This window comes from Streptomyces sp. NPDC001634, assembly GCF_040298185.1.
In the GTDB taxonomy this organism is placed as follows: domain Bacteria; phylum Actinomycetota; class Actinomycetes; order Streptomycetales; family Streptomycetaceae; genus Streptomyces.
Map to the genome: position 1 here is coordinate 26,314 of NZ_JBEOZU010000034.1, position 17,357 is coordinate 43,670.

At 67.9% G+C, this 17,357-nt stretch carries 13 protein-coding genes and 2 pseudogenes; 6 read left to right on the top strand and 9 right to left on the bottom strand.

The annotated features are described in order from the left end of the window. Positions 1-162: 162 nt before the first annotated feature. Genes ABT186_RS23245 through ABT186_RS23255 form a run of 3 tightly spaced genes read left to right on the top strand, consistent with a single transcriptional unit; the run spans position 163 to position 3,693 of the window. Positions 163-1,035 (top strand): serine/threonine protein kinase, encoded by an 873-nt coding sequence (locus tag ABT186_RS23245; protein ID WP_351926586.1) that lies wholly within the window; start codon positions 163-165, stop codon positions 1,033-1,035. Positions 1,036-1,084: 49 nt separating this feature from the next. Next, positions 1,085-1,663: an ABC-three component system middle component 2 gene (locus ABT186_RS23250; RefSeq protein WP_351926587.1), complete on the top strand. Its 579-nt coding sequence runs from the start codon at positions 1,085-1,087 to the stop codon at positions 1,661-1,663. 5 nt (positions 1,664-1,668) lie between these two features. Further along, on the top strand, positions 1,669-3,693 hold the full coding sequence (locus tag ABT186_RS23255) for a DNA recombination protein RecN (RefSeq protein ID WP_351926683.1): 2,025 nt from the start codon (positions 1,669-1,671) through the stop codon (positions 3,691-3,693). A gap of 138 nt (positions 3,694-3,831) precedes the next feature. Here the strand turns inward: ABT186_RS23255 and ABT186_RS23260 are convergent, their stop codons facing one another. From ABT186_RS23260 to ABT186_RS23275, 4 genes and pseudogenes are all read right to left on the bottom strand, one after another. Next, positions 3,832-4,059 carry a hypothetical protein gene (locus tag ABT186_RS23260; RefSeq protein ID WP_351926588.1) on the bottom strand — a complete coding sequence of 76 codons (228 nt, stop codon included), beginning with the start codon at positions 4,057-4,059 and terminating at the stop codon, positions 3,832-3,834. Between the two features lie 153 nt (positions 4,060-4,212). Continuing rightward, positions 4,213-5,565 carry an AlbA family DNA-binding domain-containing protein gene (locus ABT186_RS23265; RefSeq protein WP_351926590.1) on the bottom strand — a complete coding sequence of 451 codons (1,353 nt, stop codon included), beginning with the start codon at positions 5,563-5,565 and terminating at the stop codon, positions 4,213-4,215. A 235-nt stretch (positions 5,566-5,800) separates the two neighbouring features. Further along, positions 5,801-6,356, bottom strand: a pseudogene (gene tpg / locus ABT186_RS23270) (telomere-protecting terminal protein Tpg); the annotation flags it as partial. Positions 6,357-6,366: 10 nt separating this feature from the next. Beyond that, positions 6,367-6,963 (bottom strand): annotated as a pseudogene (locus ABT186_RS23275) (telomere-associated protein Tap); the annotation flags it as partial. Between the two features lie 71 nt (positions 6,964-7,034). Here ABT186_RS23275 and ABT186_RS23280 point away from each other — a divergent pair. Then, on the top strand, positions 7,035-7,235 hold the full coding sequence (locus ABT186_RS23280) for a hypothetical protein (RefSeq protein WP_351926689.1): 201 nt from the start codon (positions 7,035-7,037) through the stop codon (positions 7,233-7,235). Between the two features lie 121 nt (positions 7,236-7,356). Here the strand turns inward: ABT186_RS23280 and ABT186_RS23285 are convergent, their stop codons facing one another. After that, positions 7,357-8,193, bottom strand: coding sequence for a hypothetical protein (locus tag ABT186_RS23285; RefSeq protein ID WP_351616142.1), 837 nt, complete (start codon positions 8,191-8,193; stop codon positions 7,357-7,359). A 139-nt stretch (positions 8,194-8,332) separates the two neighbouring features. Between ABT186_RS23285 and ABT186_RS23290 the strand changes: the two genes are divergently transcribed. Continuing rightward, positions 8,333-10,498 (top strand): P-loop NTPase fold protein, encoded by a 2,166-nt coding sequence (locus tag ABT186_RS23290; protein ID WP_351926592.1) that lies wholly within the window; start codon positions 8,333-8,335, stop codon positions 10,496-10,498. Positions 10,499-10,781: 283 nt separating this feature from the next. Here ABT186_RS23290 and ABT186_RS23295 read toward each other — a convergent pair whose 3' ends face one another. From ABT186_RS23295 to ABT186_RS23310, 4 genes are all read right to left on the bottom strand, one after another. Beyond that, positions 10,782-12,146 carry an AAA family ATPase gene (locus tag ABT186_RS23295; protein ID WP_351926594.1) on the bottom strand — a complete coding sequence of 455 codons (1,365 nt, stop codon included), beginning with the start codon at positions 12,144-12,146 and terminating at the stop codon, positions 10,782-10,784. Then, positions 12,143-13,645 carry a hypothetical protein gene (locus tag ABT186_RS23300; protein ID WP_351926596.1) on the bottom strand — a complete coding sequence of 501 codons (1,503 nt, stop codon included), beginning with the start codon at positions 13,643-13,645 and terminating at the stop codon, positions 12,143-12,145. Before ABT186_RS23300 ends, ABT186_RS23295 begins: the two co-directional genes overlap by 4 nt. After that, positions 13,642-14,712: a nuclease-related domain-containing protein gene (locus ABT186_RS23305; RefSeq protein ID WP_351926598.1), complete on the bottom strand. Its 1,071-nt coding sequence runs from the start codon at positions 14,710-14,712 to the stop codon at positions 13,642-13,644. The genes ABT186_RS23300 and ABT186_RS23305 overlap by 4 nt, the downstream gene beginning before the upstream one ends. Positions 14,713-14,835: 123 nt before the next feature. Then, complete coding sequence (locus ABT186_RS23310) at positions 14,836-15,675, bottom strand: hypothetical protein (RefSeq protein ID WP_351926600.1); 840 nt, start codon at positions 15,673-15,675, stop codon at positions 14,836-14,838. 432 nt (positions 15,676-16,107) lie between these two features. Between ABT186_RS23310 and ABT186_RS23315 the strand changes: the two genes are divergently transcribed. Then, positions 16,108-17,352: a metallophosphoesterase family protein gene (locus ABT186_RS23315; RefSeq protein WP_351926602.1), complete on the top strand. Its 1,245-nt coding sequence runs from the start codon at positions 16,108-16,110 to the stop codon at positions 17,350-17,352. Positions 17,353-17,357: the final 5 nt, after the last annotated feature.

Below are 17,357 nucleotides of genomic sequence, written 5' to 3' on the forward strand. Positions count from 1 at the left end.
ACACTCGGCTGAACGCCAATAGCCGGGGCTGCCTGCCGGGAAGTGGGGGTTGCCGGGTTGGATAGCTCCATAGCCGTGGCAGCGGGCGTTCCGCCTATCCATTTCGGGGTGCACGAGGTCCGTACGGGAAGTGCGGATGGTGCGCGAGCAGACTTCGAGAAGATGCTCGCTCAGCTCGCCAGCGCCACAACTCCGAACGTTCGCATGATCGCGGCTAACCCGGGTGACTGGGGCATCGACGCCTTCGCTGGCAACCTCGGGGGCGCCATCACGGTCTGGCAGTCCAAGTACTTCATGCCTATCACCACGACCAAACAGTCGCAGCAGATCCGTGAGTCGCTCGCAAATGGGCTGAAGGCAGCAGCGACAAACGGTCACACCATCGCGATCTGGATCCTGTGTATCCCCTCCAGCATGGACGGCCCTGCAGCGAAGTGGTGGGACCGGTGGAAAAAGGAACAGGAGAGGGAGCACAACATCGTCATCGAGTTGTGGGACGAGACCGCGCTCGTGAAAAAGCTCCAAAGCCCCGAGGGCGACCAGGTGCGCCGCGCCTACTACGAGCCCTTCACGCCAGCGCCTGCCGCACCCGTCCAGGAGCAGCTTCGACTGGTTCTGGACGTGGAGGACGACAAGGCGGCGGAGCTCGACTCGGCTCTGTTCGTGCGGCAGATGATGGAGGCCGGCCACGTTGAGCTGGACTCCGCCAAGCAGCAGTTCTTCAACGCCGATCTGGTCGCACGGGAGATCGCGCACAAGGCTGTGCCTGCAGAGGTGGCTGCGCTGCGGTCTACTGATGCCACCCTGCACGGCGTGTGGGAAATGCAGTTCAACGAGTGCTCTGCCGAGGATGCCATCAAAGCTCTCCATGGGCGGGTCTGGCGCGAGGTGCGCAGCGAGCACGACAAGCTGCCGAAAGTGCTGCGTCTCGAGTTGGTGCACAGCTGGGGGTTGGTCCACCGGCTGGTCGACAACCGTCGGGCTGGCTGGGTCAAGCACTGGCGGCAGATCGCGAGCAGTCATCCCGACGGCTGAAGTCTCATGACTGCCTGCCCACCGCTAGACAACTGATGAGGAGCCCGTCGTGGAAGCACACCGGCCGGTAGTGATGCCAGAGGACGAGGTGCCCTTTCGGCTCGCTCAGCTGCTGCTGCTCCTTGCCGCTGTTACCGAGCAGGACGCGAGCGGTGCGAGCTTGGAGCGCATCGGCTACTACGACTTCCTGTCCGCGAACCCCTTCCTCGTGGTCCCCTCCGAGGGACGAGAGGCCAGCCTCCTGCGGCTGGCCGGGTTCGACCCTCAAGTGTTGGCGTACGCCTCTTCGTCGCAACGGTTCACCAGTCGTCGAGAACGCATCCAGCACGACCTCGCGCTCCTGGTCGCATATGGGTGCTGCCAGGTCGATAACCGCGATGGCGCTCTCGCCTACTCGATCACGACGGCTGGGAAGGAACTCGGCGGACAGTTCACGGCCACCTACGCCACCTCGTTCCGTACAGCGGCCAGCATCGTCGTTCGTCGTCTTCGAAAGCTCAGTGACAAGGGGCTGCGGGAGCAGACCGCGCGGTGGCTTCGGCCAGACGGACACGGCGGTCCCGCGGCTGCCCTCATGAGTGTCCTGGGCCCGGGCCCCCGCGTGTCGGCAACGTCTTGGGAGGGTTGATCGTCATGGAGCCGCTTCCCGGCATCCGGATCCGACGCCTGCGGTTGGCGGGGATCGACCGGTCCTATGACGTCGACTTCACGATCGAACAGCAGGTGCGGAGCCTGTCTGTGATCGCTGGGGCGTTCAGCTCGGGCAAGACCGCGGTGCTCGAGTTCATTGCGTACGGGCTCGGTGCCAAGCGGCACCCCCGTCATCAAGAGGTACTGCGAAGGGTCCGCTCCTGCCTCTTGGAGATTGAGCTTTCCGGTGAACCGCACGTGATCGAGCGGTCGGTGGGCGAGCCCTCGAAGGTCGCCTTCGTGCGTCGCGGAACGCTGGACAGTCGGCCCGCGTCTAAGGGCGAGAGCAGGCCGATCGATCCGGCCGGGGCACCAGAGAGCCTGTCGGCTCTCCTTCTGGGCCACTGCAAGCTTGAAGGTGTCCAGTTGCGGGAAGCCCCTACCAGTCGTGAGTCCCGCACGGATCCGCTCAGCTTCCGTGACCTGATGTGGTTGGCGTTCCTGCCCAACGAACGCGTCGCGGACAAGAACTTCCTCTTCGAGAACGACTACATGCGCAAGCACAAGCTGCGGCAGGTAGTCGACGTCGTCTTCGGCGTCCACGACGACCGTGCTGTCGAGCTCGGCCAGCGGATCCGGGAACTTGGCGGCCGGCTCACCCAGGCCAAGGCCGAACTCGCAGCAGCGCGTTCCTTCGTTCAGGAACAAGCTCCCACCGCCGTCACCCACGGCGAGGCTGTCTCGTCGCCCCTCACGTACGAACAGGAGCTGGCTGACATCACCTCCCAGCTCGAGGCCCTCGACCAAGCAGCTCAGGCAGGGACAGAGTTTGCTGCCCAACTACGTCGCGAGCACCAGCAGGCCGCACGCAACTCCCGCCGGGCGGCATCGGTGCTTCGGGACTGCGAGACACAGATCGCGCGCCTGATGCCGCTGCGAGCGCAGTACGCGGACGATCTGCTCAAGCTCGGCATGCTGGGCGAGGCCCAGCAGCTCTTCGACCCCCTGAGCGTCACCACCTGCCCGGCCTGCCTGAATCGCCTGCCGGCCCCACCGACCGCCGCGGACGGGCAGTGCAGCATGTGTAGCCACGACCTGCCCGATGCTGACGGGGCACTAACCCTGGGGGACGCGGACACCAGCAGCCAAGCCGAGGGCAACCGCGTCAATGTCGCGGCCGAGATCCGATCGACCAAGGCCCGTCTGAAAGAGATCACCAACTACATCGAGGACCTGGACGAGGCACTGGCCACGCTCAAACTACAGGCCGAAGAGGCGGCCGTTGTTGAGGAGCAGGCGGCCGCCGCGCTGGACGAGGCAACGTCGCCCTCGGTATCGCCATTCCTTGTCGCCCGCGACGACCTCCACCGTCGGCGAGAGCAGGTACTCCGCCTCATCGACCAGGCTGAAAGCACCGCAAGACTCCAGGAAGGGCTCGCCAAGCGCGCGGCCGTCGTAGAGCGGCACGAGGCGCAGATTGCCCGCTTGAAGGAGGAACTCGAGCAGCTCGGTGACGCGACGTACGACCGTGACCGCATCATCGCCCAGGTGAGCAGCCGCTACGGCGACCTCCTGCGTGAGTGGCGCTACCCCAAGCTCAGCCAGCCCTTTATCAAGCCCGACCTCACACCGTTCGTCCGCGGGGAGCCCTACCAGGAGGCGTCCTCTGGCGCCCGCACGCTCCTGACCTTGGCCTGGCAGCTGGCTGTCTTCGAGATCGCCGTCGAAACCAGCGCCGCGCACCCTGGCTTCCTCATGATCGACAGCCCGCAGAAGAACCTCGGTCACGGCGTGGGCACCCTCGATGCGGTGATCGCCGATGCCGTCGCCATCGACGACTTCTACCACCACCTCTCCGTCTGGCTGGCAGACCGAGGCGCCAAGGCGCAGCTCATCATCGTCGACAACAGCCCGCCACTGCTCGCGGAAGGCAGCGTGGTAGCCCGCTACAGCCGCAACGAGGACCAGCCCCCCTACGGGCTGATCGAGGACGAGACCAGCGCAGAACCAGAAGAGGCCAGACAGTAGAACTCCACGACACCGCAGCGTGGCCTTGGCCCCTCCGGACGCTCTATTCCGGTACAGACCAGGACGGCGCCTTTAGCTTGCAAACAGCCGTACTACTCGAGTGCAGACCGCGTGGTGCGGTCCAGCTGCCGCAGTGGGTCAGTGCCGCCTTCCCTGCGGTGATGAGGATTCTTCCATCCCCAACACCGCCGCCCCGGGCGGTAACACGACGGCCCGCCCCAGGACGGCAGCAGCGCGCTGGGTGTACCGGTCACCGAGCCGTTTCAGCTTGCGGCGGACCCGCTCGCCGAAGGCCTCCGGATCGGCGGCACCGGCCAACCGGGCCGCCTCCGTCCAGCTGTCCGCGTAGGGATGGGCCCAGGCCATCGCCAACCGTGCCCAGCGGCAGCGCGAAGCGCCGGGCAAGGCGAGGGAGTTGGTCGATGAGAACCGGGCGAGGCAGGGACAGCAGGCCGAAGCCGAGATCGCCGCCGGTTCACGCTGATGCAGGGCTGGGGCCTGCCGTAGCTCTCGACGCCGTCAGGCGCCGGTCCGCGCTGACCGAAAGCGTGTGAACCCGCTGGAGGCGTCGCCCTCGGTGCGTCTCCTGCTGAGAACGGCTTCGCTCAGGTCGTTCGGCTGTGCGGGAAAGGTGCTGGCGCCGCGGCGGACGAAGTACTCGGGCTTGTCGCGTGTGTCGGGTGTGGACAGCCCGTAGGGCGGGTGTGTGCCCGGCGATACCTCAAGAACCAGGATCAGCTTGCCGTCGATCCTGTAGTCCCGGGCCTCCACGTGGGGCATCGGAAACACGGTGCCCCGTACCAGGTCGACCAGGTGGTCGCGCAGCTTGGTGGGCGGCTTGTCCTCGTTCACGCCAGTGACCGTGACCTCATCACGGTTGATGCCGAAGACCATGGTTCCGCCGTCCCCGTTGGCGAATGCCGCGACGGTCTTCAGGGTCCGCCGGCCCTGCTTGGTCGGAAGGCACTCCTTGAATTCGACCTGGGGTCCCTCACCGGAGGCGATCAGGGCCTCGATGCGGACCTGCGGCTCGACTGGCATCTCGATCTCCACCCCTGCCCGGTCCAGATCGCCCGTCCAGCCGGACCCGGGATCGATCGAGCGGTAGTCGAGCCACATGGTGCCTCGCTTCAGCCACAGCCACGCGTGCGCAGGCAGGCCGTGCACGAGCGGGAAGGTGACCTCGCCCGCCGCTTCGAGCCGACGGCTGCTGCGCTCGGACTCCCCGAACAGCTCGAGTTCCGCGCCGTTCACACGGCTGCCTTCCACGACGACGACCAGTTGCGTCGGAGTCACGTGCACTCGGCCGAGCCAGGCGCCTCCCTCGGCGAAACGCAGCCGGGCCAGGTCGTCGGGCGGGCCCTGCGCGCCGATGAGTGAGAAGTCGCCCTCGAAAAAGGCGCGCCAAGCGCTGTTGGGTTCCGGGAACGACGGAACGCCCTCGCCCACCAGGATCGTCTGCGGCACGTTGCGCGATCCCCGGTCTGCTGGCGCGATCATGACGTCCTCTGCCGGGACCGGCAGCGGAGCACGTTCATGCCGGGCGTAGCTGGGGTGCCGGTTTTTGTATGCGGGGCCAATCGCTGCCGGAACCGATACGGCAAGAGGCCCGAGAGCGAGAGCCGAGCCTGCCTCCGGTGAGCACAGGCCCGCCAGCACCGCCGCGGGCACACGGCACGCGACGAAGGCATGGTCCTGGTATTCCCATAGGGCTTCCGACCACTGGGGCGGCTCGGCCCCGATGAGCGCCCAACAGTGATAGAGCCCCCATCCCGTACCTGTTCGCACAGCCATCGCCCGCACGTACGCATCCTGCTCACTGGTCTCCAGGTCGCGGCGGAGAGTGTCGAGATCGATGCTGCGGGCGTTCATGCCGCGTATCCCCTTGCTCAGGTGCGAAGGCGAAACCGGCTCGACCTCGCCACGGGTGAAGAAATCTAGTGCGCAAGCCGCTGTCCGACGAACCGGATACTCTCCCCCCGACAGCCACTTGGCGCCCGTTGCCCGAGCTGCTGGGGCGGCGGCCCACCGACGCGCAACATCGGTGAGCCCGCCTGGTCCCCGGGACGCCCGCGTCGCCCATTCCGCCCAGGGCGCACGTCAAATGCAACCGGAAGTCGGAGCGTTCGTCGCCGCGGCCGGGGCAGAGATCGAACTGGCCGGCGCGGCGGTCACCGTCCTGGAAGTACACCTCCTTGAGCGCTTCGGCGGCGATCTGCTGGAGCTGCTGGTCGCTGGCACCCTGCTCCTGGGCCTCAAAGAGCTGGGCGGCGTACTGGGGTGGCAGCGCGACCGTCAGGTGCCGGAGCCGGTCCTCGTCCGTCGTGCCGATAGGCGCGGTGTAGCCGATCCGTGCGCGGGTTTCGATGACGATGCCGCCGGTGGTCGCCGCCTTCTGTCGCGCCTTGGCGCGGATCTGCGGCTGCCACCGCTTCTTCACCTCACGCTCCAGGCGGGCGGCGAGGTCCGGGCGGGGTTTCTTGATCTGGTCTTTCACGTACCGCTCCACGGTGCGCTGCGAGATCCGCAGCATCTGGGCGATCGCCTTAGTGCCCTTGAGCTGCTTGACCAGGTAGCGCATCTGCGCGCCCGCGCTCTTGGGCGCGGGGCGGGTGAACGCCTTCTGCACCGCGGCGTCCAGGCCGTCCCCCGAACAGGCTCATCGCGCTCTACCTACTCCCCGGTGTCCTGGTCGGTGACGGTGCCGTCCTTGATGTACTGGGTGAGGTTGAGCTCCGGGGCGTTGAACTGCTCGCGCACGCCCTCGCCCCACAGCCCGCTCTGGGTGCCCTCCCACTTCACCAGGCCCGGGTTGATGCCGAGCTTGAAGCCGCCGGGCAGCGGCTTGCCGTTCCGGTAGGGCAGGAAGTCCAGCGGCATCTCGCCATCGACCGCGTACACAACGCAGTCGGACAGGATCGCCACCGGGTACTGCCCGGTGAACGCCGCATGCTTGACGATCTTCCGGTGGAAATTGATCCGCGTGCGGGAGATGATCGCCGCGCGGATGTCCGGCCGCCACGTCGGCCGGGACAGCGCCCGCCACGGCTCGCCCGGCCTCCAACCCTCGCCCCGGGGCCGCTCGCGCAGCTTGCCCGGCCCTCCCTTGACCGTCGCCTTGACCGCGTCCACGACGATCGCCAGCTACGGGCCGCGCCAGCCGTCCGTCGCGGCGAGGAGGTCGGCCGGCGGCGTATCGGCGTGCGCGCCGAGGTCGGCCATTGTGGCGAGGAAGGCGTCGCGCAGCCGGTTGTGCCAGCCGTCCGCATGGCCTACGCAGGCGGCCTGGTGAATCGCAACTCCCCCAACAATGGCGCAAAGACGAAATCGCCTCCGCTGTCGTGGACATCGAACTCCGGGCCGCCGACCGGCCCGCCCCAGCCCGGCCCACCGCAGACACCACGCATCCTGTTCCGGTGAAGCCACTGCCGCAGCGGAACCACCACGATGAGTGCGACAAGGAGTTGCACGAGGGCGGCACCTGCACCTGCGACCTCATCGAGCAGTACGGGCCGCCCTCCGAACGGGAGGACTCCTACTGAGACAGTCTCTGACTGCTCCCTCCCTGTCCCCGGTATCCGCGCCTTTCGAGGCCCGGGGAATTGTGCTGCTTGCAGTGGGCTACCACTCGCAGCAGTGGGGCAGTTGACGGGCAGCATGGGCCTACACCTGTCCACTCCACGAAGTCACTTCGAGAATCGACCATCCCGAGCGGGTCCATCGGAACACTGCCTGGTCGACGTGGAACGAGCCAAGCCAGATCGTGTGCACCTCTGCCGGAACATTCGGGCTGTCCGTGGGCACGAACCCGCGGGACAGCGACATGGTGATGTCCAGATGGGCGGGATCGGCCCACAGGAAGAGGTGCCCCTCCCGGTCGGGATGGCGGGCCAGCTTCTTCACCTTGTTCTCGCCCTTCGAGGCGAGGAACGCGTCGACGTAGGGCGAGATGGTGTCAACGGTGCTGCTGGCCACGGCGAAGTTCAACTCGGTGGGAAGGATCCGGCCCGACGCCTTGTCGCTGCGGATCCGAAGCGCCCGCACGACCTGGAGCTGGGCGAGCTCTTGAAGGTCGGCCGCGTGCGGCGGGGTAGGCAACTGACCGTCCGGGGTGCTGTCGTCCCAGCCGTTCAGGCCGATCGTGTCCAGATTCGCCTGTTCCTGGCGCAGCAGGAGGGCCGCTAGGGGCCCCGAGATCTTCTTGAGCTGTGCCTGGGGGGTGAACTCAACGATCCAGTCGCCTTGCAGTCCCGGAACCGGGTGGTCGTACTGGCGGTCAAGGCCGGCCCACAGGTTCTGGCGGTCTGGGTCGATCGTGGAGGACACCTCCAGCGCGACCTTCGGCCCGGCTCCGTCGACGGCGGGCTCGAGGAGGAAGTCCACCATTCCGTTCTCGGTCTGGTCGTCGTGGCCGTCCCGCCAGGTTCCCAAGATCTCGTTGACGGCAGCCTCCGCCCGGAGCTCCTCCGGGGCCGGCGCGACTGGCTTCTTCCGCTTCACAGGACGACCGTACTCCGCAGCCCTTGCCGCTACGACGGGGTTTCCTATGCGGCTGACCGGACATGGACGTGGCACTGAGGCCGTTGCGCGTCGGTACGAGAGCGGGCTGCAGAGCGGCGGATACGCAATGATGTCCGGCATGCCTTCCCTGTCGTTGTTCAGCGATGACCCCGTCGACGGATCGCCCTCTGCTCCTGATCTGCTGGGCCGCCGAAGCTACGCGCGCGAGGCAGCAGCTCTTGTGCGCAGCGTCCGCACGCAGAGCGACTCAAGTGTGCTGGCGCTGATCGGAGCATGGGGGTCTGGGAAGTCGTCCGTGCTGACGATGACGATGGACGCGCTGCGCGAGGAATCGGCTGGGACAGAGCGCTGGCTGATTGCAGAGATCAACCCGTGGTTGTACCCAGACCTGGAATCGCTAACGTCGGGGCTGTTCGCGGAGATCCGCGCCGCATTGCCTAAGGACAAGCGGTGGTCGACGGCGAGGGAGAACCTGGGGAAGTTCGCTCAGGAGGTATCCCCGCTGGGCAGCCTGACGGGTCTCCCGGGTGTGAACGCCTCGGGGGTTATGAAGGTAATAGGCAAGCGCATCGCGGGCGAGACCAGCGCGACGGCGACGAAGCGTAAAGTCGAGGCCGTGCTACGCGAGGCCGACACTCCCATCTTGGTCGTGATGGACGACCTGGACCGCCTCACCCCCGACGAGTTGCTCCTAGTCTTCAAGCTCGTGCGGCTGATCGGGCGCCTGCCCAATGTGCACTACCTGCTCAGCTACGACGAGCACACACTGCTCGATGTGCTCACCCGCAGCGACCTGGTTGGCGGCGAGGTCTCGCGAGCCCGGGAGTTCCTGGAGAAGATCGTGCAAGTCCGCCTCGACTTGCCAGCCTTTCGCGAGCAAGAGGCGCTCGCTCTGATGAATCTGTATGTCGCCGCGCTCCTTGAGCGCCATGAGCGGCAGTTGACGCCGACGGACATGTCCCGACTCGGCGAGGCGTATGCGTCGTATCTGCAGCAGCGTCTGCAGACGCCACGGTCGATCAAGCGGTTCATGGGTCAGGCTGACGCGAGCCTCGGCTCAGTCGTTGGTGACGTGGACCTCGTCGACTTCATGCTGGTGACGTTCCTGCGAACCATGGAACCCGGCGTGTACGCGATGATCAAGCGGCACCGTGCGGAACTGACGGGCACCACCTACACGCCCAGGCACCACACTCAGCTTGATGGGCTGAAGCTCTGGCGAGACCGCGTCCAGCGCGCCGATGTCGCGGACCAGCACATCGACACCGTAATCGGCCTGCTCGGAATGCTCTTCAGCCCGGTAGCCAACGTGCTGGAGAGTTGGCAGGCAACCGCGGCGGGCGACGCGGAACGGCGCCACGGCATCGGCAGCAGCGACTACTTCGATCGCTACACCTCCTTCCGTGTGCCGGACGACGACCTCCCGGAAGCCACGTTCGACCGCGCCGTCCAGCAGATCGTCAGCGGACAGACTTCAGACGAGGCAACTGCCCTGTTCGAGAGGCTGCGCACTGATACGCACCGCGTGATACGCCGCCTCGAACAGCGCCTCCCACTGGCTGCCACCGAATCCGAGGCGCTGCTGGCCCTGCTGGCGGACGAGTACGGCCACGTCCAGGGCCCAGCCGAGGCCTTCGGCCTGCTCCGGCCCGAATCAGCCGTCCAGCACCTCGCGCGGCGCGTCCTGGCCGACCTGCCAAGCGAGCAGCGCCCTGAGGCACTGGCCCGCATGGCCCAGACCCCGGACGGCGGCGTACTCGCCGTCCAGACCCTCCGTAACACCGCCTACCCCACAGAGCAGCAGACTGGCGACCTCGCCACAGATGCGAACCTGGCTGCCTGGGCCCGCACAGCCCGCGACGTCCTAGCCACGCACCTTGCCCACCACCTGCTGCCCGCGGCACAACACGACGCCGACCAACTCACACCCGTACAGCGCGAACTGCTTCTCGCCTGGACGATGCTTGCCCCGGACCAGGCAGGTGAATGGACTCGAGAGCGCCTGGACAATCAGGACTGGGAACTCCTCGCTCTACTCGTCAGCCTGACGCCCCGCCAGCTCATGAACGGGATGCCCCTCCTGAGCCCCGTGGACCTCGATCGGTTCAACGTCCTCATCGGGCTCGATCGCATCATGGCCCAACTCGCGCCCCAGATCGATGCCACCCCGCCCCAGCTACCGCTCTCCACCACCCTCGCAACCCCGGACCTGCACCAGCAGCACATCCTCAGTACCCTCCGCCGATACCGCGACCAAAACCCGCAGCAGCCAACGACCCCCTGACCGGCGGGCGGCTTGTCCGTCCCGCATCGCGCGCGGCCCCGCCGTCGCGTGCAAGGAGCACCAGCGGCGCCCCGATCCCTCGCCCCTGCCCGGCGCCCTGTCCCCCACCCACTTCTCTGTTCTTCCTGCTGTGGGGCGTGGACTCGGGGCGTAGAGGGGATGTCGGCTTCCCGGACACCGGACCGGCACGCAGTTCCGGCGTGTTGACGGCGTTCGTCACGGCCGGAGCCTGATGCACAGCGCCCGCAGCCCAGCCGACGCGCACGCTGCGGACGCGTGCTGCTCATCTGCGTCGGCGGCCGGGCCGTGCCCGGGCGTGGATGGTGTGGTCGGCCAGGTGGGCGAGGACTGCGTGGTTGGCCTCCCAGCCGTCGGCGACCTTGGAGGCGGCTCCGGGGTATGCGGGGTCGTTGGAGGGGTGGGCGTCGAGGAGTTCGGTGATGCCGGCGCGGGCGACGACGATGCAGGCGTGGCGGTGGCGTGAGGTGAGGACGCACAGGCGGCCGGCTTCCAGGTGGAAGGCGGAGGCGTCGCCGCGGCCGGAGAGGGGGTGCAGGACGATGGTGACGCGGAATTCGCAGCCCTGGAGCCGGTTGGCGGTGTCGACGGTGATGCCGTGGAGTCGGGGGTAGTGGCGGGTCAGGAGAGCGCGGATGTGGTGGGCCTGACTGCGGTGGGCGATGCCGATGGCGATGTCACCGGGCTGCAGGGCGTGCCCCTGGGGGTTTTCCTCGCAGGTGGTGATGGCGCGCCGGGTCAGCAGCCGCTCGGCGATGCCGAGGACGGCGTGGAAGGCTTCGATGTCGAGCTGGCCGGTGATGCGGGCCGCTAGTTCGAACAGTGCCCATCCGGTTCGGGCGGCGTGTTCGATGACCTCGTCGGTGGGGGTGCGCATGCCAGTGATGGGGAACGTGAGGGTGCGGTCGGCTTCATGGCTTGCGGCGTGGAAGGGCGTGGAGGGGTAGAAGGCGTTGCTGATCGGGGGGACGGCTGAGGGCGGCAGGCGCCAGGACACGGGCAGGGAGTGGACGGGCAGGTCGCGGTTGTTGGCGAGCAGGACGGCGACCGCGCTGTTCATGGGGTCATGGGACAGGCCTTGGAAGCGGTCGGTTTCGACCGCGGAGAAGGGGTCGAGTTGGCCGGGATCTCCGACGAAGAGTGCCCGGTCGAAGAGGCCGGCGGTCCACAAAAGCATGTCGGAGCGCATCTGGTAGGCCTCGTCGATGATCGCCCATGGCCATCGGCGGTCGGTGACCGTGGCCCATTTCATGGCGGTTCCCACGATGACGTCGGCCGTCTTTTCGAGGTTTTCGATGCGGATGCCGATACGGATGCCGGGATGTGCCTGCAGGTCATCCGGGACGGTGTGTTCCGTTCCGGTGAGCCGGGCGGTGCGCAGATGCGGGTGGTGCCGGGCGAATCGCCGCACGAGATGGTCCACCTGGCTGTTGGTCTGGGCGATGACGACGCAGGGGGCGCTGGCTTGCGCGAGGGCGTCGGCAGCCTGGGCGACCAGGGTGGATTTTCCGGCGCCGGGCGGGGAGTCCACGACGAGTCCGCGGTGGGTGAGCGTGGGTAGTTGCTCCAGGATGGCGCGGGCGGCCGTGTCCATCCGCTGCTGCGGCGATGCCTGATGGGGCGGTGTCACTGTTCTTCCTCGCCCTCGTCCTCGTCGCTGTCGTCCGGTTGGTCGGCAGGAGGCCCGCCGTGGGTCCAGGGTGTCTGGTCTCGTGAGGGGAATTCCGGCATCCGGTAGTGGTCGGGTGCGATGGTGAACACGAGGAAGGCGCCGGCTTCGGGCAGGACGGCATGGTTGGGGCGGGCCACTGTGCCCATGCCGGCGGTGATCTCGAGTTCGACGAGGGTGTCGCCGTCGGCCGGAGTGACCTCGCAGATCTTGTAGCGGGCGTTGCGGTGGGTGTGGCAGGCCAGGAGCTGGCCGGGTTCCATGGGCACGGGGTCCGAGGTGGACACGGCGAGGCGGGGCCGCCATTGTGCTCGTCCGGTGGGTCCGCGAAGGGTGTGCTCCGGGTCGATCGTGGTGACGGGACCACCGAAGGCTTCACCGGTAGTGCGCAGTTCTGCCCGTACGAAGGGCTCGTCGGCGGCGCGTTCGGCGGCGAAGGCGGCGGCTGCGCGTTCCATGTGGGCCAGGCGGACGGCCGCGGTGACGGCGTGGTCGCGGGCCGGCCGGGGGCGTCCGTCCTGGGCCAGGTAGATGCATTCGTCGGTGAAGGCAGTACGTTCGTAGTCCCAGCGGCGTGCGGTGCCCTTGGCTTCGGGGAGAGCTTGCAGAAGCGTGTAGGCCTGCCACATCAAATCCCAGGTGGGCTGCATGTAGGTGGCCAGCAGGCGGTCGAGTTCTTGCAGGGTGCGGGTCTGCTCCTGGCCCCGGGCCTGGCGTCGGGCGCGGGCGTAGGCGTCGAACAGGGGCGCCAGTTGGTCGTTGTCGAAGGCGGCGTCGGTGGCTGGTCCCGCCGGGCGGTGGGTGGCCGGGTCTTCTGCTTCTAGTGCGGCGTCGCGTCCCGAGGCTGCGTGGCGGGGCGGGTCGATCCAGGCCAGCAGGGTGGCCAGGTCCTCGTCCTCCTGGGGGCTTTGGCCGCTGACCCAGTGCATGCCGAGGAAGCTGGTCATGGGGATGAGGGCGGCTGAGCCGGGGAGGTCGGCGCGGTCGGTGAGATAGGTGAGCCAGTGTCCCAGGCGCTGGACGGCTCGGGAGTCGGGATTGTGGCCGTCGGCGCTGCGGAATCGCAGGGCGTCTCCGAGGTCTTTCAGGTGCTGCACGGTCTGGGGGTTGGGGACGAGGATCTGGGGGGCGTCGGTGTAGCGCCGGCGTGCCGGCTTGCTGGAGGTGGCGGGCAGGTGTTCGCTGTGCCGCTGGCAGGCGTCGATGTATGCGGTGACGGCGTCTGCCAGGGTGGCGAGCATGGGGGCGGTGCTGCCTGAGGGCGGCGCGAGCAGGAGCCGGGGGCGGCGCGGGTCGGTGCCCAGCATGACGGCCAGCGGTCGTGCGGCGGGCCCGGATTGCTTCAGCGCCAGCAGCATCAGCGGCTGGTCGCTGAGGTGGAGGTGGCGCAGTTGGCTGGTGCGTTGGGCGTTGCCGGTGTGGGCGGCGCGCATCCGCAGGAGTGAGGTGAGCCGGATCATGCGGTGTCCGTCTGGAGGTCTGCGTGGATGCGCTGTGCGTGGCGCAGGGCCTGGGTGATGTCTTTCTGGCCCCGTGAGGGGTGCAGGTGCCCGTCGGTGAGGGCCAGGGCCGTGGCGATGATGTCGATTCCCGCGAGGTCGTCGCGGACTGCGGTGCCCAGGGCCGCGGTCCTGCCCTGGTTGCGGGCCTCGGTGCGGCAGTGGAAGGCCAGGTCGCAGTGGTGGCGGCAGCCGGGGGTGTAGTACGGCCGCACGGTGGCGAGTGCGGCAACGAGTTCACCGCGGGGTCGGGTCGGTCTCTGGTCGGGGCCGGGCGCCAGGTCGAAGGTGGTGCCGGGGGGAAGCTTGTCCAGCAGTTCGGGCAGGCGCCGGAGTCTGCCGAGGTGGCGGCTCAGGTTCTTGATCTGCTTGTGGGCGCTGAAGGGCGTGGCGGTGGGGTGGCGGGTGAAGTTGCGCGGGTTGACCAGGATCACGGTGTCGGAGACGCGCTCTGGCGGGAGGCCGTTGTCCGCGAGGAGTTCCCGCAGGGCCAGGACGTAGGCTGCGGCCTGGGTCAGCGCTGCGTTGGTCTTGATGGGGTCGGGCTGTCCGTGGATGACGGGGAAGGATTTGATCTCCACGACGTGGAAGAGGCCGTCGCGGTGGAAGGCGATGACGTCGGGCTCGAGGTAGGCCTGGTGGCCGGCGACGGTCAGACGCAGTACGGGGTGGTCGAGCAGGGTGCGGGGAGCCGGCTTTCGGCGTGCTGCGCTGAGGATGCGGGAGCGGGTGTGGGCGCGGCGTAGCCTCAGGGGGGACTTGTCGTCATCGCTGCCGACGCTGTTGACGTCCTCGTAGGACACCTCGGACGGGGTCAGGCTCAGGGCTTGGCGGAGCAGCGGCACCAGGGGTGCTCCGGCTTGGGCGGTGACCTCGCGTTCGAAGGTGAGGCCGTAGTCGAGGGCGAGCTGGGATTTTCTCAGCGGCCGCGGCAGGCCCAGATGGGCGGCGAGGGCGTCTTTGTCGATGCCGGCCGCGTCCAGCAGGGAGCGGCGGTCGCAGCTCGGATTGGCGGTCAGCGCTGCCAAGGTGCGTGCATTGTGCGGGATGGGCGGCGCGGTTCCGCGTAATACGCCCAGTCGTGCGTCGAGCGAACTCACTGTTTTCCTTGGGCAAGACAGGGCACAGCCGTGCTGGTTGCAGGGGCGGGTTTACGAAGTGCGGCGCAGGCGGGCGGTGTCGCGCAGGATATTGCCGAAGATCTGCTCCACGTCGCCGAGTTGCCCGCGTGCGCGGTGCGCCGCTTCGGCACGGGTGTCGGCGTCGTCGTCGGCGTGGATCTCCAGTTCCGCTGCGGCGGCCCGGCGCAGCGCATCCAGGTCGAGCGGGCCCCGGGGGGTGTCGCCGTGGATGTTGCGGCTGTAGTGCAGCAGGAGTTGCTGGACGGGCTGCGGCATCCCCTTCTCGTCGGCGAGGTGTTCGGCGGCGTCCGCGAGCCGCAGGGCCGAGGTGAGGAAGTGGACGCGCTGGGTGAGCGGCCCCACCAGGCGCTGCTCCAGCGGCCAGGTGCTCAGGGCGAGCAACCCGCGGGCCGGTGAGAGCAGATCGGAGGTCAGCGCAGGGCAGATGTAATAGGCGCGGCCGTAGGGGGCGGAGCGGAAGGAGCGTTCCTCGTCGCGGCGCAGGGTGGTCAGACGTGCCGTGTTCAGCGGGCTGGAAAAGAACGCCTGGTGGACCTGGCTGAGCAGTTTCGGCGAGGCGGGGACGGTGAGGAGGGCCAGCGCCTGGTGGACCTGGTCGCGTACGGGCACGCCCTGGTTGGACTCGGTGACCGTCTGCGCGGGCTCCGGCCGGGCCCCTGGCTGGACCTCCGGCTGGGCCGTGTCCGGGACCTCACTGAGCCCGCACAGAACGTTCCACGCGTGCCGAGTGCGGGTCAACTCCTCGCCCAGAACCTTCACTTGAGCGTCGTCGTGTTGCGTGAGCGCCTGCCGGAGCGCCTCTTGCAGCTGCTGCATGCGCTTCTCGAGAGCGACCAGATGCTCATCCATGCCCGCATGCTAGCAGTCACTCGGGACTCCCAGTTTTACCCCAGGCAATCGCGAAGACCGACATCTGGTGGATCTGGTCGCCTATTGGGTACGCCCGGGTGGGGCTCGGCGACCATCAACGCGGGCGTCAGCTGGGCCGCGTCCGGGACATCACCGAGCCCGCACAGAACCTTCCAGGCGCATCGACTGCGTGTCAAATCCGCAGTCAGGCGGCGCACTTGGAAAGTACCGTGTTGCGCGAGCGCCTGCCGGACCGCCTCCTGCAGCTGCTGCATGCGCTTCTCGAGAGCGATCAGGTGCTCGTCCATACCGGACGCCGACGAATGCTCGGGAAGTCCAGTTTTACTCCAGGGATTTTGATGTACAGTCCCGGGCTCATAAGGCACCACCGGTGCCCTCCTACGCCTCGCTTCCAGAAGGGCGCATGAAGGCATGAGCAGACTGCTCCACACCTCCGACTGGCATTTAGGCCACATCCTGCACGGGCATCCACGCGACGAGGACTTCGACGCCGTCTTGGCCGAGATCGTGGCCATCGCCCAGGAGAGCAAACCGGACCTGATCGTCCACAGCGGCGATCTGTTCCACTCCTCCCGTCCCACCGTCCGCGACATGTTCCGCGCCATGCGCACCCTGCGCGAACTCGCCGCCATCGCCCCCACCGTGGTCGTGGCCGGCAACCACGACTCCCCCGACTACTTCGAGTTCTTCCACTCCATGAACGGTCCCTCCTACGGCCGGGGCCTGTTCTTCGTCGACCGGCTCCGCCCGGCACACGACGGGGGCGTGATGACCTTCGAGGCCTGCGGCGGTGAGCAGCGCATCCGGCTGGCTGTCCTGCCCTTCGTGCACCCGAACCGGTTCTGGCGGCGCGATTCCACCACCGGCACGTCGTATGCCGACTACACCGCGGCGATGCGCGGCCTGCAGGGGGAACTGACGGAGGCCTTGCACGAGGAGTACGACCCCGACCGGGACATCCTGCTGTTCACGGCCCATGTGTTCATCACAGGCGCCAGGACCTCCCCGAGCGAACGGGCCGTGGACGAGGCCTTCGAGACCCCTCCCGAAGATCTTCCGGTGGTGTCGTACGCCGCTCTCGGACACATCCACCGCCCGCAGGCCATCGAGGGCCTGAAGTTCACCGCCCGCTACGCGGGCAGCCCGCTTGCCATGGACTTCGGTGAAGCCGACGAGACCAAGAGCGTCGTGATCGTCGACGCCGACCCGGGACGGCCGGTGCGGGTACTGCCGCGCCGGCTCTCCAGCGGCCGGCGGCTGACCCACTTCACCGGAACCCTCGAGGAGCTGAAGGCCGCCGCCGACCAGTACGACGGGACCTTCCTCAAACCGGTGATCACCGGCGAGGAGCCCGACGGGCTCCTCAGCCAGAAGATCGCCGACATCGTCCCGAACGCGATCCTCATCAACCCGGCCCCGGCACGGGAAGCGGCCGCCGGCGCCGTCCTGGACGGTGACCTGGGCGACGAGCCGGAACTCCCCGACGCATTCCGGGCCTACCTGGCACGTGAGGGAGTGGACGCAGATGCCGCGGAGTCGACCGTCACCGCATTCCTCCACCTGCTCAACGAACTCGACGACGAGACGCTGACCCCGGTCCCGGCCGAGGAACAGCTGCGCGCCGCGCTGGAAAACCCCTGGACGGAGGCGTCATGAGGCCC

What these genes read in the sequence shown, in the direction of transcription:
- ABT186_RS23245 (WP_351926586.1), top strand. Translation starts at nt 163, where the DNA reads ATGCTCGCTCAGCTCGCCAGCGCCACAACTCCGAACGTTCGCATGATC.
- ABT186_RS23255 (WP_351926683.1), top strand. Translation starts at nt 1,669, where the DNA reads ATGGAGCCGCTTCCCGGCATCCGGATCCGACGCCTGCGGTTGGCGGGG.
- ABT186_RS23260 (WP_351926588.1), bottom strand. Translation starts at nt 4,059, where the DNA reads ATGGCCTGGGCCCATCCCTACGCGGACAGCTGGACGGAGGCGGCCCGG.
- ABT186_RS23265 (WP_351926590.1), bottom strand. Translation starts at nt 5,565, where the DNA reads ATGAACGCCCGCAGCATCGATCTCGACACTCTCCGCCGCGACCTGGAG.
- ABT186_RS23290 (WP_351926592.1), top strand. Translation starts at nt 8,333, where the DNA reads ATGCCTTCCCTGTCGTTGTTCAGCGATGACCCCGTCGACGGATCGCCC.
- ABT186_RS23300 (WP_351926596.1), bottom strand. Translation starts at nt 13,645, where the DNA reads ATGATCCGGCTCACCTCACTCCTGCGGATGCGCGCCGCCCACACCGGC.
- ABT186_RS23310 (WP_351926600.1), bottom strand. Translation starts at nt 15,675, where the DNA reads ATGGATGAGCATCTGGTCGCTCTCGAGAAGCGCATGCAGCAGCTGCAA.
- ABT186_RS23315 (WP_351926602.1), top strand. Translation starts at nt 16,108, where the DNA reads ATGAGCAGACTGCTCCACACCTCCGACTGGCATTTAGGCCACATCCTG.